This is a genomic window from Bordetella tumulicola (assembly GCF_054779135.1).
Map to the genome: position 1 here is coordinate 772,816 of NZ_BAAGYU010000006.1, position 14,188 is coordinate 787,003.

Consider the following 14,188-nt stretch of genomic DNA (forward strand, 5'->3'; position numbering starts at 1 on the left):
AATCCCATTTAGCGGCCCGGGCAGGAGAACCCCTGCATTTCGGGAAGATTGAAGGGGCTTTTCACGCTGCTGGCAGTGATCTCCAACACGACCTTTCGGCCATTAATGTCGAACGTCGCAATGGTCACCTCAGGCGACGACCCGCGGCTCAACTGCGCCTTGTCCAGCAACCGGTTCAACGCCCAGGGCCCCGACGCCGACAACCCCGCGCCACCCGACTGGGGCGTGAGTTCAATGCGCGCCTGATTCGAGCCACGCAGGCCCGGCCATTGCACGATTGTCGCGATTTGCGGGCCATGTGCATAGCGCACCGCCTGACCATCCACATCCATCACGAACTGGGTAATCTGCGCATCCATCTCGATCGGTCGAATAGCGACACGATACGACGGCAGCGGGCTACCCGCCATGAAATACACATCCCGAATCACACCCGCGCGCTGAAATGAATCCAGGTATCCTGCGCGCTCGCCCTTCGCGCCATCAATGCCCGGTTTAAACCGCCAGCGTGGCCCCGACACATCGATCTGCGTCGCCAACTCCTTTTGGAAAAATTCATCCATCATCCCGTTGGGCGCGAACAAGCGGGCCATGTCATTGGGCGCCACATCACGCGTGGCCCCCCGGGCAAACGGGTAGCGACCGGCAATCGATTGGCGGCAAAACAACCCGATCGTCGCCGACATCGTATCGCCCATACGCTTGCGCGTCGCGCCGGAAATTTCATCCGACGCGTTCACCGACATGGTATTGAGCACCTCGCGCAGGGGCCCAGGCAGTCGACCCGCTTCGGCACGCAGCTTGCTCACGACATCCGAGTCCGGGGCGGGACTGGCACTGCGCAATGCGGCATCGGCAGCGGTCAAGTAGGTATAAAGATCATTGAGCAACCCCGTCGTCTCCAGGATCGCCGCAGGAGTCTGGCCTTGACCCTGGGCCAAACGACGGTACGGTTCGAAATGGAGGTCGACGATGCGTTCGAGTTTCTCATCCGTCGCATCCCCACGCATCGCCGCGACAGGTCCGGTAGGGCCGAACATTTGCTCCAGCGCATCCCGCGTACTGCTGACACGCTCACGCGCCTGGTCCATCAACGAACGCCCATCGCCGGTATCGCGCAATAGGGTGGTCTCGCGCGCAACCCCCTCCACCAACTTAACCAACGGCGAATCGGGTGCCGACAAGGTCCGGGCGATCTGAATGTTCTCCATCAACGATTTCGTTGGTGTCAACTTGAGATCGTTGAGATACCCATCCCACTGCTGCACATAATCGTTCATGTACAGACGCTTGATATCCACGATCAATTGCTGCTGCGCCCGTTGATCCATCGCCCCAGGCGGCGGGATATTCAGCACCCATGCATCATCCTGACGCAGCAACTCCGCCACGCGCGTCACGCGCTGGTTAAAGATTTTCCAGTAACCATCGTAGCTATACAGCGCCGGAATCCCCTGCGTGAGAGGCTTGCCGCTCTTGCGCACAAACACCGAGCTGGCTTGCGGCCCCCCCAGCGTAATCGCTGTCTGCTCCGGCCCCTGCTCGGTATTCGACAGCAGGCGGCGCAAACGGCTATACGCACGTTGCGCCAACGTATAGTGCGCCAGGCGTTCACGCGCCTCGGACACCAACGCATCATCGCGCGGGAACGGCGAGGACAGCACACGGCCCTGAACCAGATTGCGCACGTGCAATGACATCATGTCGTACTGCCGGCGTGTATAGCCCTCTGGCAGGGTTTTCTGCATATCCGAGAGCAGCCAGGCATGCATGAACTCCGCATCATAGTGATCGGCCTCGTACAACATCAAATAGGCACGCAATGCCTCGTACGAAAACTCCAGATCATCGGGCGACGCCGAACGCAATGCCGTCTCGATTCGTCGTGCCACCTGCGGCAGCAGCACCTGATCCAGCGTGTCGCGATACACCCCTTGCGCCGCGGAATGCATCTTTTGCCCTTGATATAGGCCAAATTGATACGTCAGCGGTGGCGAATCCAACTCAAAGTTCGCATTGCGCGGCAGATACCACAGGCTATCCAGAAACGGCATCAGGCCCAGCACATCCCCGGCACGCGTAATCTTGATCTCGCGTCCCAGCTTTTCGACGGTGGGAACCCTGCGCTCAACCTCTTGCACATAGGCCTTGTTGTTGCGATAACTGATCCCCCATCCCACCAACAATGCAATCAACAGTGCGGCAATCAGGCAGTAACCGGCCCAGTGCAACCGCCGATACCGACGTTCCCAGCGTAGATTCCGCCCCGCCAGACCGGCTTCGGGAAAAATCACGTCTTGCAGCACGCCTTTCAGGAAGTAGCTGCGCCCTTCTTCCTCGACCGGTACGCTTGTCGTCTGCGGCCCGCCGTCAATACGCAGATAGCGCTTCAGGTGACCTGTCACCTGGTCAAATGTTTCGCCGCCCTGCGTACCACTGGTGAAGTAGACCCCACGCGGCACCAGGCGCGCCTCAAACTTCGAAGTCGCGAACACGTCACTCAGAAACTGTCCGAGCAATGCCTGCAAACCCGCAAACTGCTGCGGCAGCATGTAGGCCAGCGCGCGCTTGGCAGGGTCGGTCTCGGCCGCCAGCACCTCGGGCAAAGCATCGTTGAGCCGTCGCTGCAACAAGTCATATTCAGTATGGAAAGCCTCATACAAATCAAAGTCGGCTTCCTGCGTCCGGGTATAGGGCAGCGTAAAGCCCCACACCTGCGACAGATCTTCGCGGCTGAACGACGCGAAGTACTCCTCGAACCCGGACAGCAGATCCGCTTTGGTCACCAGCACGTATACAGGGAACTGAATGCCGAGCTGTTCACGCAGCTCTTGCAAGCGACGGCGTAATACGGCCGCATGCTGCGCCCGCTCTGCGTCAGACGACGCGAGCAAGTCTTCCACGCTGATGGTCAGCATGGCGCCATTGATCGGCTGACGCCCCCGGTACTTCGACAGCAAACCGAGGAATCCTTTCCATTCCTCTTCGTCGCCCGTCGCATCGCTTTCGTGGGTGGTGTAACGGCCGGCCGTATCCAACAACACAGCATCGTCGGTAAACCACCAGTCGCAATTGCGCGTACCGCCAACGCCACGCAAAGCCACTTTGCCAAAACGATCCGCCAACGGAAAATTCAAACCCGAATTCACCAATGCCGTCGTCTTGCCCGCCCCCGGCGCGCCAATAATGACGTACCAGGGCAACTGATACAGATGTTGCTTTGAAAACCGCGATAGTGACAATCGTCGCTTGTCACCCTCAAAGCGCGTCTTGCGCAACAACTCGACCGCTTCGTTGAAACGCTCTTCGAGTTGACGGATCTCGGGATTACCGGGCTCTGGTTCTGCTTTCTTTTTCGTCGCAGGCTTGCGCAGTTGACCCAATAACTGGGAATTCAGTCGACCCTCGCGCCATTTGCGCCAGATAATGCGCAACAGCCACAGCCCGAACAACACGGCAATGACGATGATCCGCGTCGTTTCACTTTCCAGCGGTCGAGTCGTCCCAATCGCCAACAGCGGCCCGGCAATCCAGATCAACAGTGCAATGGCTACCAAGCCGAAGAAATTCCACAGCCCTCGGCTAAATATGAAACTAAAGACGTTATGCATCATCGCCCGACACCCTCGACAGTCTCTCCACGAGGTACCGGTGGCACCATCAACGTAATTTCAACGCGGCGATTGCGCGCGCGCCCTGCCGCCGTATCATTTGGCGCCACAGGGTCCGCATCGCCACGCCCTTCGGCGCGGACACGCTGCGGGTCGTCCAGACGCGTCTCAAGCAACTCCTTGACGGCATCCGCTCGCGCCTGCGACAAGTGCCAGTTCGACGGATAGCGCGCACTGCGTATCGGAATATTGTCGGAATAGCCACGCACCAGAATATTGCCCTCGGTCTGACGCATCGCGTCCGCGACACGAGACAACACTGGCAGATACTGCTCGCGCACCGCCGCCGAACCCGACTCAAACAACCCATCGCCGCGCAATACCACGACGCTGCGATCGACTTCATCGCGCACCGTCACCAAGTCATCACGAATCTCCGGCGACAAGAACACCGCCAGACGCGGCGAAGCGGTTGGCTGGCGAGGCGTTGCGACCTGTACCGTTGGGGGTTTCAGGCTGCTGATCTTCGTAAACACCTCGTCAGACTGCCGGCTCAACAGCCAGGCCAGTCCCCAATACACCGCCAACGCCAGCACGGCCACCAGGGCGCCAAACACCCACAATGGGACCGGCAGACGCCGCATTTGCACTTGTGCCGGCACGTCCTGCCAGTGGGGTGACAAGGCACGCGGATATTCGCCGCGGGCACTGCGCAAAATACGCAGCAACCGCTGGCGCAACGTCTCGAGTTGCGAGCGGCCATTGTCGAGCACGCGATAACGGCCCTCGAACCCGAGCAGCAGACAGAAATACAGCAGTTCCAGCAAGTCCAAATGCTGACTCGGATTTTGAGACAGTTTGGCCAATAGCTGGAAAAACTTTTCTCCCCCCCACGTCTCATTGTGGAACGTCACGAGCAAGCTGTGCGCCGACCAAACCCCGTTGCCGCCCCAGGGCGTCAAGGCGGCCGCCTCATCCAGCGCCGTGCACAGGCAGTACCGCGCGCCAAGAATGGTCTCGTTGGAAATCCCCGCCTGTTGAGCGCGCAACTCGAATTGCCGGATCTCATCCAGTAGATGCTCGCGCAACATCACCGGCGAGGGATGCGACGTCGTCGCACGTATCTGCGGAATCAAATCCAGCAGCGGATTGGCCGCGGCCACCAGGGGATTGGAGCCACTGATCACATATTCGTGTGGCCGTAATCGGCCGGACGCCGAAGCGCCCCCTTCTGGCAGGCCCGAACCCATCGGGCCGGGTAATGCAGTATCGGATGCGTGCATATTTTCTCCGGCAGGCTTGAACCTTTAATCGCGCAACGCCCAGAATTCCATGGTCAGCCCAGGGAACTCACCTGCCAAATGCAAAGCCAGAGCGCCCGTGCGCTCTAGCTGTTTCCAGAAATCGCCGCCCTTGTCGAGCTCGAAATACACATGACCAGCACTGTACGGGATCTGACGCGGCGCCACAGGCAGCACACGTACGGTCACCCCGGGCAACTGCAAATGCACCAGATCGCGAATCCGCTCGACCGGGCCGATCTTGACCTGAGCGGGGAAACGCGAACGAACCGTGTCCGATGGCATATCGGCATGAACCGCCAGCACAAAGCCCGCGGTACGCAGCAGTTCCAGATCGGGGATCTGCGCCACGCGTACGCCCTGACCGCGATCCTGCAAGGGAATCTGCAAGGCATGCTGCTCGAGCACCGCCGACAACGAGCGGCGCAATTCGTTCATCAGGGTACCAAAGGTTAATTGCAGATCATCGTGCTCATAGGTCGGCAGGACTTCGGGCCGTCGGGAAGCCGACGTATATGTGGCCAAATCGCAAGACAGCATCAACCAATCGTGGAATAGCCTTTCGGGATGCAACCACTCGGCCTGCCGCGTGTGCCACAGTGAACCAATATAGCGATTCACCGTCTCCAGCAACATGAAATCAGAGACCTCGGACACACCGCCGCGCCCGGGCTGCGACAAGCGCAACCCGAGGGCCTCACTGCGGGCCTCAAGCAAGCCGTAGAGTTCTTGTGCAAAACCCAACAGCAACGGATGCGCACCCGCCGACAACCACGGTGCAATGTACCGCTCGTTGAGCACCACCCGATTGTCGGCGCGACGTTCGACTATGCGCACCACCCCCAGGCCGAGCCATTCATCGCCCATGTCCGTTTCAAGCATCAAGCGCAGGCGCAAGTGCCCCACTTGCAACAACGCCGGCTCCAGTCCCATCGAGCCAGAATCCTCGACCTCGGCCTCCTTTACCAGGTAGCGTGCCAGCGAATCGGCCTCGTCTTCGTATTGCACGTCCGTGGCGCCCGGCCGAACGCGCGGCAGCGCCAGCATGACACGCACGTCTTGCGCTTGCTCGGACACATCCAGGGCCTCAGGGGCGTCATCGGGGTGTGAAAAATCGAACGGCGTACCGTCTGGCAAGACACCACTGGCTTCGGTCAGCACGACCTTGCCGATCGCCAACGCATCGCGGTCCAGCACCAGATGGCTGAAGCCCCAGAAAAACCCTTGTAATGACGACGTACGCTGCCTTAGCGAGCTCTCGAGATAACGTTCAAATTGCTGAAAATGCTGTGGCCGCAGGAACATCCCTTCGGTCCAGATGACTTTGCTCTTCTCTGCCATGGTTGCGCTTACAAATAAGGTTGCGGGATCAGGCTGCTATGCAACACTGGTCGTGCGCCTAAAACGGCCACCAAGATCTATCCCGGTCCGTCACAGTAACCTCATTATCTTTGACGGAGATCTTGATCGTTTCTTCGTTGGGCGAAAACTGCCATACCTTGAAGATATTCGTGCTTTGGGGCTGGGGAAGCTCGACCACCAAACGCCACTGGCTATGTTCCAGATCCCGGTATGCGGCCACGACGCCGACCAGCCGCGCCTCGGTGCTGCCGGGATACTCGATTGTTCTGATTTCACCGGGACGCAACACGACCTGGTGGCTGTTGATCAATTCTTTTCCCAATGCCGCCTGGGGATCCGCCTGCAGCGAGAAAAAATCACGGGACGCAAACGCGCTGGACGAGGTCAGCTCGTAAATCGTGACCTGAACCGGAGAGGGTCGACCGTTGTGATCGGGATTCACCTCTTTATCGACGGTCAGCTCCAGCGCATAGGGCACCGCCACGCGACTCGCGGTCGACGAGCACCCGGCCACAGCCAGCAGCGCCAGCACGACGAGTCCTGCCTGCAGGCCCTTCCAGAGGGAAATCAAGGTATTACTGGATGCCATCATGCCCGGCACGCCTCTCGGTTGATAAAGAAACTATCTATGACAAGGGAAAAACAAGAAATTGTCGTGTAAAAACAAAAATAGTTACTACTGTTACGGAACGCGCAGGAAAGTCTTGAGCAGATATAGTTTCATAACGCCCCGACATCATTTCCGTCACCAAGGCTGGCTATGATCAAGACATCGGTACTGGAGATTTTCTGCATGAAACTCACTGTTCAGCAACGCCCCGAAGACTCTGGACTCATCGCGCCCTGGTCCGCTGTGTTTGATGCGCCCGGTGGTACGCTGGGCCGATCGACAGACAATCACCTCACCTTGCCAGACGCTGACGGTGGCATTTGCCGCGTCCAGGCGGCCGTGCGCATCAGCGACGACACCTGCTATCTGGTCAATCTCAGCAGCATGAGCCGTGTCAGCATCAATGGCCGCGCTATCTTGCGTGATCAAGAAGTCCCCCTTGCTCCTGGCGATGAACTGGTCATTGGTTCCTATACCCTCAAAGCCGAAGATCCGTCAACCGCGACGGTAGACAACGCCGCGCCCGCTGCCCTTGCAGGCGCTTTCGCGGCCACCCACGACCCGCAGCACGACCCCCTGCTGGCAGAACCCGACCCGTTGCTGGAAAGCCCGCTGCTTGACATCCCAAGCCCGCATATCCAGCCCGTAGTACCGGTCGCCACCGGCAAAGCCGCAGTCGAGGCCGCGTCTGTTGAGGCCCAACCCGCATCCGTTAAGCCCCAACCCGTCACTGCACCCGCTGAGCCCAGCGTCGCCGTTGAGCCTGTAGCCGCGGCGCAACCCACGGCCATGGCGGAGCCTACACCCGCCATACCACCTGCTACCTCAACCAAACCTGCCGTCTCCGCCGAGCCTGTGGCCGCAGCGCAACCCGCAACCTCAGCACCACCCATTGTCTCCGCCCACCCCGCAGACTCACCCCAACCCGCGGCCCCTGACCAGCCTGTGGCGCAGCCGAGTCCCGCTGATCTGGACACGACACCCCCGATCAACGTCGCTGACACAGCCACGCCACCCACAGAGCCCACGACCCCTGCGCCCTCCCCAGTGACCCCTGCGACGCCAGTCTCCGCTGCGGTGCCCGCGGCCGCGGCCTCGGCCCCGCTTGCGTCCCCAAGGGCGCAGGAATTTGCCGCGCCGCCCCCCTCAGGATCCCCTTTTGACGACACCCCGTCCGACGAAGCACTGCTTCCGGACTTCCCGCCCACTGACACCTCTACGACCGACGTCTTCAGTGACCTGTTCGGCGGCCCCGGCACCGTCCCGGTCGGTAGCGCGCCCGACGTTTCCGCCCATCCCTTCGATATGGAATCGGCCCAGAACCGCAACCCGGAAGATCCCCTGCGCCATCTGCCGCGCGGCGATGCCAATGTCTCGGGCCCCCTGCGAGACCCGCTCGACGCACTGGGCTCGCACGATGACAATGACGGCCACAACGTGTTCTCCGACCAAACGCCGTCGACCCTCCCCTCCGACGATCCCCTCGCGCCGCACCGTCTCGATCCCTTGGGCGAGACGTTGAATAGCGCCCGCGAGCAGGACAACAACGGTTGGGCTGCTCGCGATAATTTGCGCGAGTATGGCGGGTTCTTGCGACCGGCTCGTGTGCAACAGCCGGCCCCCAAAAAAGACACGTCTGAAGACGAGCCGAGCCCTCCGCGCCGCAAATAAGCACGGGAGATGCCCGGCATCGGCATCATTCGTACTGGTACTGGAACTCCCCATCAGCCGCAAGCAAGGTCACCGTGGACACGCTGCGCCCCTCCATCGAGGCGGACAGTAGTTCGCGGCTAACCTGTGGCAGCACGGTATTTGTCAAAATCGCATCAACCATACGGCCGCCTGACTCCACTTCGGTGCAGCGCGCCACCACCAGCGCAGTCGCCTCGGGGCTGACCGTGAGCGCGATATCATGGTTATCACGCAAGCGCTGACGCACTCGCTCAAACTGTAAATCGACAATCCGCGCCAACATCTCATCCGATAGCGGCAGATAGGGCACCGCCACCAGACGGCCAAGCAGTGCCGCCGGGAAGGCCTTGAGTAACGGCTCTCGCAAAGCAGTCGCCAGGCCGTCCGCATCCGGCATCAAATCGGGATCTTTGCACAGCGTGGCGATCAACTCGGTCCCCACATTCGACGTCAGAATAATGACGGTGTTGCGGAAATCGATATAACGACCTTCACCGTCTTCCATCCAGCCCTTGTCGAACACCTGGAAGAAAATCTCATGCACATCCGTATGTGCCTTTTCCACTTCGTCCAGCAACACCACGCTATACGGACGACGGCGCACGGCCTCGGTCAAGACGCCGCCTTCGCCATAGCCCACATATCCCGGCGGCGCGCCCTTGAGCGTGGATACCGTATGGGACTCCTGGAACTCGCTCATGTTGATGGTAATCAGATTCTGCTCACCACCATATAGCGCCTCAGCCAGCGTCAGTGCCGTCTCGGTCTTGCCCACGCCACTGGGGCCGCACAGCAAGAAAACACCGACCGGCTTGTTCGGATCGGTCAAGCGGGCACGCGAGGTCTGAATGCGTCGTGCGATGGCCTCCAGGCCATGCCGTTGCCCGATGACACGCTGCTCCAGCGTATCGGCCAGGCGCAACACCGATTTGGCCTCGTCGCGCACCATGCGGCCGACGGGAATGCCGGTCCAGTCCGCGACCACCGATGCCACCGACGCCGCATCAACGGCCGGGTAGATCAGCGCGGCTTCGCCTTGGAGACGCGCCAACTCGTCCTGGGCCTGCGCCAATTCCTCGCGCAATTGCACCGGGTCTTTTGTCGGCGCAGCGTCTTGCACGGGCGCGGGTTCTTGCACCGCATCGCCGGCAGGTGGTTCTGCGGTTTCGCTGTTATCGTGTGCTGAAGGCACATTGCCAATCGGCGCCCCGGGCATCTCGCTAGCCGGAGCTTGCGTGTCGCCATCCTGATCCAGTGCCTTGCGTAGCGAGAAAACACGCTCGGCCAATGCTCGCTCAGATGCCCAGCGCTCCTCGAGCGCGCTTTCTTCCACACGCGCCTGCGTCAATGCATCGGCGATTTGCGCCACACGGGCCTCATCTCCCGCCCCTAAACGCGCCTCACGCACCGCAATACGCTGCTCGATCTCCAACGCTTCGATACGGCGACGCGCATCTTCAAGCGCCGCGGGCACGGCATGCTGGCTGACCGCTACTCGGGCACATGCCGTATCCAGCAGGGCCACGGCCTTATCAGGCAACTGGCGCGCCGGGATGTAGCGATGCGACAGCGAGACAGCCGCCTCAATCGCCTCGTCCAGCAACAACACCTTGTGGTGATCCTCCAGCGTCGCGGCCAGACCGCGCAACATCCCGACGGCGCGAGGTTCGGCGGGCTCGTGAATCTGCACCACCTGAAAGCGCCGCGTCAGCGCGGGATCTTTCTCAATGTACTTTTTATATTCCGACCAGGTCGTTGCCCCGATGGTCCGCAATTGTCCCCGCGCCAGCGCGGGCTTGAGCAAGTTTGCCGCATCGCCCGTCCCTGCCGCCCCCCCGGCGCCCACCAGGGTATGAATCTCGTCAATAAACAGCACGATAGGCCGGGGGCTGGCTTGCACCTCGTCAATCACACTACGCAAACGTTGCTCAAACTCGCCTTTGACGCCGGCCCCCGCCTGCAGCAGTCCGATATCCAGCAACAGCAGCGACACGTCGTGCAGCGGCGGCGGCACGTCGCCACTGGCCAGTCGCAGCGCCAACCCTTCGACCACTGCCGTCTTGCCCACGCCAGCCTCACCGGCCAGCAGCGGGTTGTTTTGCCTGCGACGCATCAGAATATCGACGATCTGACGGATTTCCTCATCGCGGCCCGACACCGGGTCGATCTCGCCGGCACGCGCCCGAGCAGTCAAATCGACCGCAAACTTGGCCAATGCCGAGCCACCGCCCTCGCCCGACACCGGCGCAGTGCCTTCGGACTCAACGGGCTGTGCGGAAGCATCCTCGGGGGAGCCGTGCACGATTCCCTCCATTTGCTCCAGCAGCACATCCGGCACTATGCGGGAGAACTGGTCCGACATACCCAGCAACACGTTGCGTAAGGCATAGGTCTTGACCAACCCAGCCATCAAATGGCCACCGCGAATACGCCCGGCGCCGTACCGCAATGATCCCAACACCCACGCACGCTCGACTGCATGGTCAATATGCTCAGACAAATCGGACACCGAGCCGGCACCCCGCGGCAGTTGATCCAGCGCCACCGTCAAGTCTGCCTGCAATGTCCCCATGTCCATGTCAAAGCGACGCGCGATGCGGTGAAAATCACTGTCTTGCGTATGAACGACCTGGTGTATCCAATGCACCAGCTCCACGTACGGATTGCCCCGCAATTTGCAAAACGAGGTCGCACCTTCCAGCGCTTGATACAGCAGCGGATTCAGTTTTCCAAACAAATCTTGGCGGCCAATGTCGGACATATCGTTGTGTTGTACTCAGCATCAAAAAAAGGGATCAGCCGTTCAGCATTATTCGGCGGACATCGAACGTCGCAGTCAGTCAAGCGAACTCGGTCAATCCGGCGCAGCGCAGCCCAGCGAGAGCACCACGCCGCGATCGCCCAGCAATTGGGCACTGCTGGTCAACGTCAGCGTCTGTGGCCCGGACTCGCGCAGCGCAACTGCGCCGCTTTGCAGAAAGCTGCGATACCCGTCCATCTCGACCTTGGACGTGTACTGCGCAATCGCCGACTTGCAGCCGCATTCACCGATGGATTTTTTAACGTTCACATTGGCCTGCAGGAGCACGGCTTGAGCCGTCGTGCTGCGCACGCCCGGTTGCAACTCCACGCACTGCGCCAGCGCATTCTCGACTTTGATCGACCCGGCCGCCTGCGCCAGCGGACCCCATACGGTGGTTGCCAGCAGCACTGCCAGGCAGCGAGTTTTAATGGGCACTCGTGCCTCCGTTCGTGGCGCGATCTTTCACATACTCGACCTTGATGATCATCGTCGACCGTCCTTGCCCGCCACGCACGTAGGTGCGCAATAACGGAAAAATTCGGCCATCGACTTCAATGCAACCGTGGCTATAACCCTTGGTGGAATCATGGAGGTAAAACCCGTTACGGCCCGGCGAGCAACGATTCTTCGTCGCCGTATCGGCCGGCTCCATCCGCGCACGGTTAGTCCCCCAATTCGCCCAGTTAGGCTCGCACCGGCCGGCGTCGGCGCCGCGGGGAATCGTCTGAATGCCCCATGCGGGCTTCAGCGCGCACATGTCGCGGCCATCGTCTTGCGCCACGCCCTGATCCGCCAAAAAAATCTTGTAGTAGCCCGGCGGGATCGGACCGGCGTCGGGCGTGCAATGCTCGCTGGGCAACTGGTGGCGTGACGCGCCACTGGTCGCGCGAAACGTTCCGTGGCCTGTCCACTCCACTGTTTGGCCATCGTAGGTCATGTCATGCCTCATGCTTGCGTCTCCTGGAGTTGCGTCGTTGCCATCGCCGCCTTGCGTGCATCACGTCCTGCACGATCACGGCCCTCATAATCCAGCACTAAATCACGTGCATCGCCTTGCTCTGCCCGGCGACTACCCAACCATGACGACAGACCCAACGGTTGCTCCGCACCCAACTTGATGCCGACCACATCCTTGCGTTTGAGCACCGGCCGTACATCCCAGGCAAACTCGACACCAATGTAATCGCGCACCCAGTGCATCAACTGCCGTGCCCGCTTTCCGCCCGGCAAGAAGCTGGCGTAGTCGGCCCGCTCCAGCGGGCCGAGTTCAATGCGAAATTTATGCTGGGCATCGCGCACCGCCGAACCCAGAATAGTGTCCTGCCCCAATCCGAGACTACCGCCCAACCCCAACTGCTGCGAGGGTTCCAACCGTATCCACTGCGGTACAAACTCCGCAATACGCACAGGCACCGAAAAGAATGTCTGAAGGATCTGCTTCAGACCCTCTGGATTACGCGTCTGGCGCAGCAAATGGCCCGCCATGAAAAACTTGGCGTGATCCATCACGGTGTCGCGCCGTGCCAGGGACGGCATCCCCATATGCAGCAAGCTGGCGACATAACGCGTAAAACGCGCCTCTTTGCGATCCAGACTGACCGTGCTCTGCGCATCGGCCCAGGCACGATAGAACAGCAAAATCAGCCGATGATGAAATACATCGGCAAAACCCGACAGCGTGCGATCGCCATAGTGGTGAATGCGCTCACGCACATACTCCGTCAGGTGCAGGGGCAGCGGGCCATTTGGCCCAAACAAACCAAAACTGTAGATCGAGACTTCCGGAGGACGTCCGTCGCGCGCCAAATCGACAGAAGACAATGTCGACGGCGCAAAAGCCATCGAGGGCTCCTGGCGCAGACGCACCGGCTCATTACGCGCAACCGTGTCGCGGCCCAACGGGGCGCGAGCGCCCGCGCGGGCGTCAATCCAACGCAGCACATGAAACAGATCGTGGGAATAAGGGTCTTGCGCCAACTCACGCCAGAACGTGATCGGCATGGAGGGCAAGACCCCACCTCCCGCGGGCGGGATCGTCCCGGATGGCTGACCCTCCCCTTCGGACGCGACCGGCTGCGACCCGGGCGTCGCCCCGACCGTTGCCTGCTCGCCGGCGCCCACCATCGTGTCCGACATGGTTAACCCATATGAATCTGCTTGGCGTCCACCTTCACCAGGTTCTCACCGGTCACCATGGTGTAGGACGCATGCAGACGGGCACTCTTGTCGGCCCGGTAATCTAGCGAACCAGCCCGTACGTGCTCGACCTCCTCGGCCGCGCGGAAGGTCACGCGGGACAAGAACGACAGGCGATCCATCACGGCCTCGTAGACCTTGCCCACCACACGAGTCGACCCGACGGTCGCCGTCACCTCACCGCCCAGGTACTTCATTTTTTCCGTCACGAAACTGGCTTCTTTGGCCTGCAGCGCCAGAGACGCCGTATCGACGGTGACCGAGCGCTCGCCGGCCAGACGCACGTCCTTGGCACTCTCGACCGAGACACTGCCGGTACGCGAGCGCAGCACCACATCGCCCATCGTTTCGAGCTGGGCCTGACGCGGATCGGCCTGCTCGACCACGGCAATCAGGTACACACGCGCGGTCTCGGGGCCGCTGATCAGCACCTGATCCCCCAACTGGGGCATCAGCAAACAACTGGCCGCCAGACGGGTATGCCATTGATGACCATCACATTCAACAGTAAACATACCGTCGTCGTCACGATGCATCACTGTGCCGATCAGATGCACCGGATCGTAGACGGGATACTGACGTTTCGCCGCGGTTTTCATGGCACGATTCCTTT

At 60.7% G+C, this 14,188-nt stretch carries 10 protein-coding genes; 1 reads left to right on the forward strand and 9 read right to left on the reverse strand.

All coding sequences use genetic code 11. The annotated features are described in order from the left end of the window. Positions 1–8: 8 nt before the first annotated feature. From tssM to tssJ, 4 genes are read right to left on the reverse strand one after another with little or no spacing between them, the layout of a single operon-like run. Positions 9–3,614, reverse strand: coding sequence for a type VI secretion system membrane subunit TssM (tssM, locus tag ACYVDM_RS07560; protein WP_415791932.1), 3,606 nt, complete (start codon positions 3,612–3,614; stop codon positions 9–11). After that, positions 3,611–4,894 carry a DotU family type VI secretion system protein gene (locus tag ACYVDM_RS07565; protein WP_415791933.1) on the reverse strand — a complete coding sequence of 428 codons (1,284 nt, stop codon included), beginning with the start codon at positions 4,892–4,894 and terminating at the stop codon, positions 3,611–3,613. The genes tssM and ACYVDM_RS07565 overlap by 4 nt, the downstream gene beginning before the upstream one ends. A gap of 24 nt (positions 4,895–4,918) precedes the next feature. Continuing rightward, the gene (gene tssK / locus ACYVDM_RS07570; protein WP_415791934.1) at positions 4,919–6,253 is read right to left on the reverse strand and encodes a type VI secretion system baseplate subunit TssK; all 1,335 of its coding nucleotides are present in this window, start codon (positions 6,251–6,253) and stop codon (positions 4,919–4,921) included. A 58-nt stretch (positions 6,254–6,311) separates the two neighbouring features. Continuing rightward, positions 6,312–6,866, reverse strand: coding sequence for a type VI secretion system lipoprotein TssJ (gene tssJ / locus ACYVDM_RS07575; protein WP_415791935.1), 555 nt, complete (start codon positions 6,864–6,866; stop codon positions 6,312–6,314). Between the two features lie 201 nt (positions 6,867–7,067). Between tssJ and ACYVDM_RS07580 the strand changes: the two genes are divergently transcribed. Next, positions 7,068–8,555, forward strand: coding sequence for an FHA domain-containing protein (locus tag ACYVDM_RS07580; protein WP_460475330.1), 1,488 nt, complete (start codon positions 7,068–7,070; stop codon positions 8,553–8,555). A 25-nt stretch (positions 8,556–8,580) separates the two neighbouring features. On the opposite strand, the gene tssH is transcribed toward ACYVDM_RS07580, so the two are convergent. The 5 genes from tssH to ACYVDM_RS07605 form a co-directional block, all read right to left on the reverse strand. Continuing rightward, on the reverse strand, positions 8,581–11,337 hold the full coding sequence (tssH, locus tag ACYVDM_RS07585; protein ID WP_415791946.1) for a type VI secretion system ATPase TssH: 2,757 nt from the start codon (positions 11,335–11,337) through the stop codon (positions 8,581–8,583). Positions 11,338–11,430: 93 nt separating this feature from the next. Then, positions 11,431–11,814, reverse strand: a complete 384-nt coding sequence (locus tag ACYVDM_RS07590; protein WP_415791947.1) for a DUF2195 family protein — start codon at positions 11,812–11,814, stop codon at positions 11,431–11,433. Beyond that, positions 11,804–12,328, reverse strand: coding sequence for a DUF2778 domain-containing protein (locus ACYVDM_RS07595; RefSeq protein ID WP_415791948.1), 525 nt, complete (start codon positions 12,326–12,328; stop codon positions 11,804–11,806). Before ACYVDM_RS07595 ends, ACYVDM_RS07590 begins: the two co-directional genes overlap by 11 nt. Next, positions 12,325–13,380, reverse strand: coding sequence for a type VI secretion system baseplate subunit TssG (gene tssG, locus ACYVDM_RS07600; RefSeq protein ID WP_460475342.1), 1,056 nt, complete (start codon positions 13,378–13,380; stop codon positions 12,325–12,327). The genes ACYVDM_RS07595 and tssG overlap by 4 nt, the downstream gene beginning before the upstream one ends. Positions 13,381–13,517: 137 nt before the next feature. After that, positions 13,518–14,174, reverse strand: a complete 657-nt coding sequence (locus tag ACYVDM_RS07605; RefSeq protein ID WP_415791950.1) for a DUF3540 domain-containing protein — start codon at positions 14,172–14,174, stop codon at positions 13,518–13,520. Between the last annotated feature and the right edge of the window lie 14 nt (positions 14,175–14,188).

Bases quoted from the DNA above. Each gene is read 5' to 3' on its own strand.
- tssM (WP_415791932.1), bottom strand. From the start codon at position 3,614: ATGATGCATAACGTCTTTAGTTTCATATTTAGCCGAGGGCTGTGGAAT.
- ACYVDM_RS07565 (WP_415791933.1), bottom strand. From the start codon at position 4,894: ATGCACGCATCCGATACTGCATTACCCGGCCCGATGGGTTCGGGCCTG.
- tssK (WP_415791934.1), bottom strand. From the start codon at position 6,253: ATGGCAGAGAAGAGCAAAGTCATCTGGACCGAAGGGATGTTCCTGCGG.
- tssJ (WP_415791935.1), bottom strand. From the start codon at position 6,866: ATGATGGCATCCAGTAATACCTTGATTTCCCTCTGGAAGGGCCTGCAG.
- ACYVDM_RS07580 (WP_460475330.1), top strand. From the start codon at position 7,068: ATGAAACTCACTGTTCAGCAACGCCCCGAAGACTCTGGACTCATCGCG.
- tssH (WP_415791946.1), bottom strand. From the start codon at position 11,337: ATGTCCGACATTGGCCGCCAAGATTTGTTTGGAAAACTGAATCCGCTG.
- ACYVDM_RS07595 (WP_415791948.1), bottom strand. From the start codon at position 12,328: ATGAGGCATGACATGACCTACGATGGCCAAACAGTGGAGTGGACAGGC.
- tssG (WP_460475342.1), bottom strand. From the start codon at position 13,380: ATGCCGATCACGTTCTGGCGTGAGTTGGCGCAAGACCCTTATTCCCAC.
- ACYVDM_RS07605 (WP_415791950.1), bottom strand. From the start codon at position 14,174: ATGAAAACCGCGGCGAAACGTCAGTATCCCGTCTACGATCCGGTGCAT.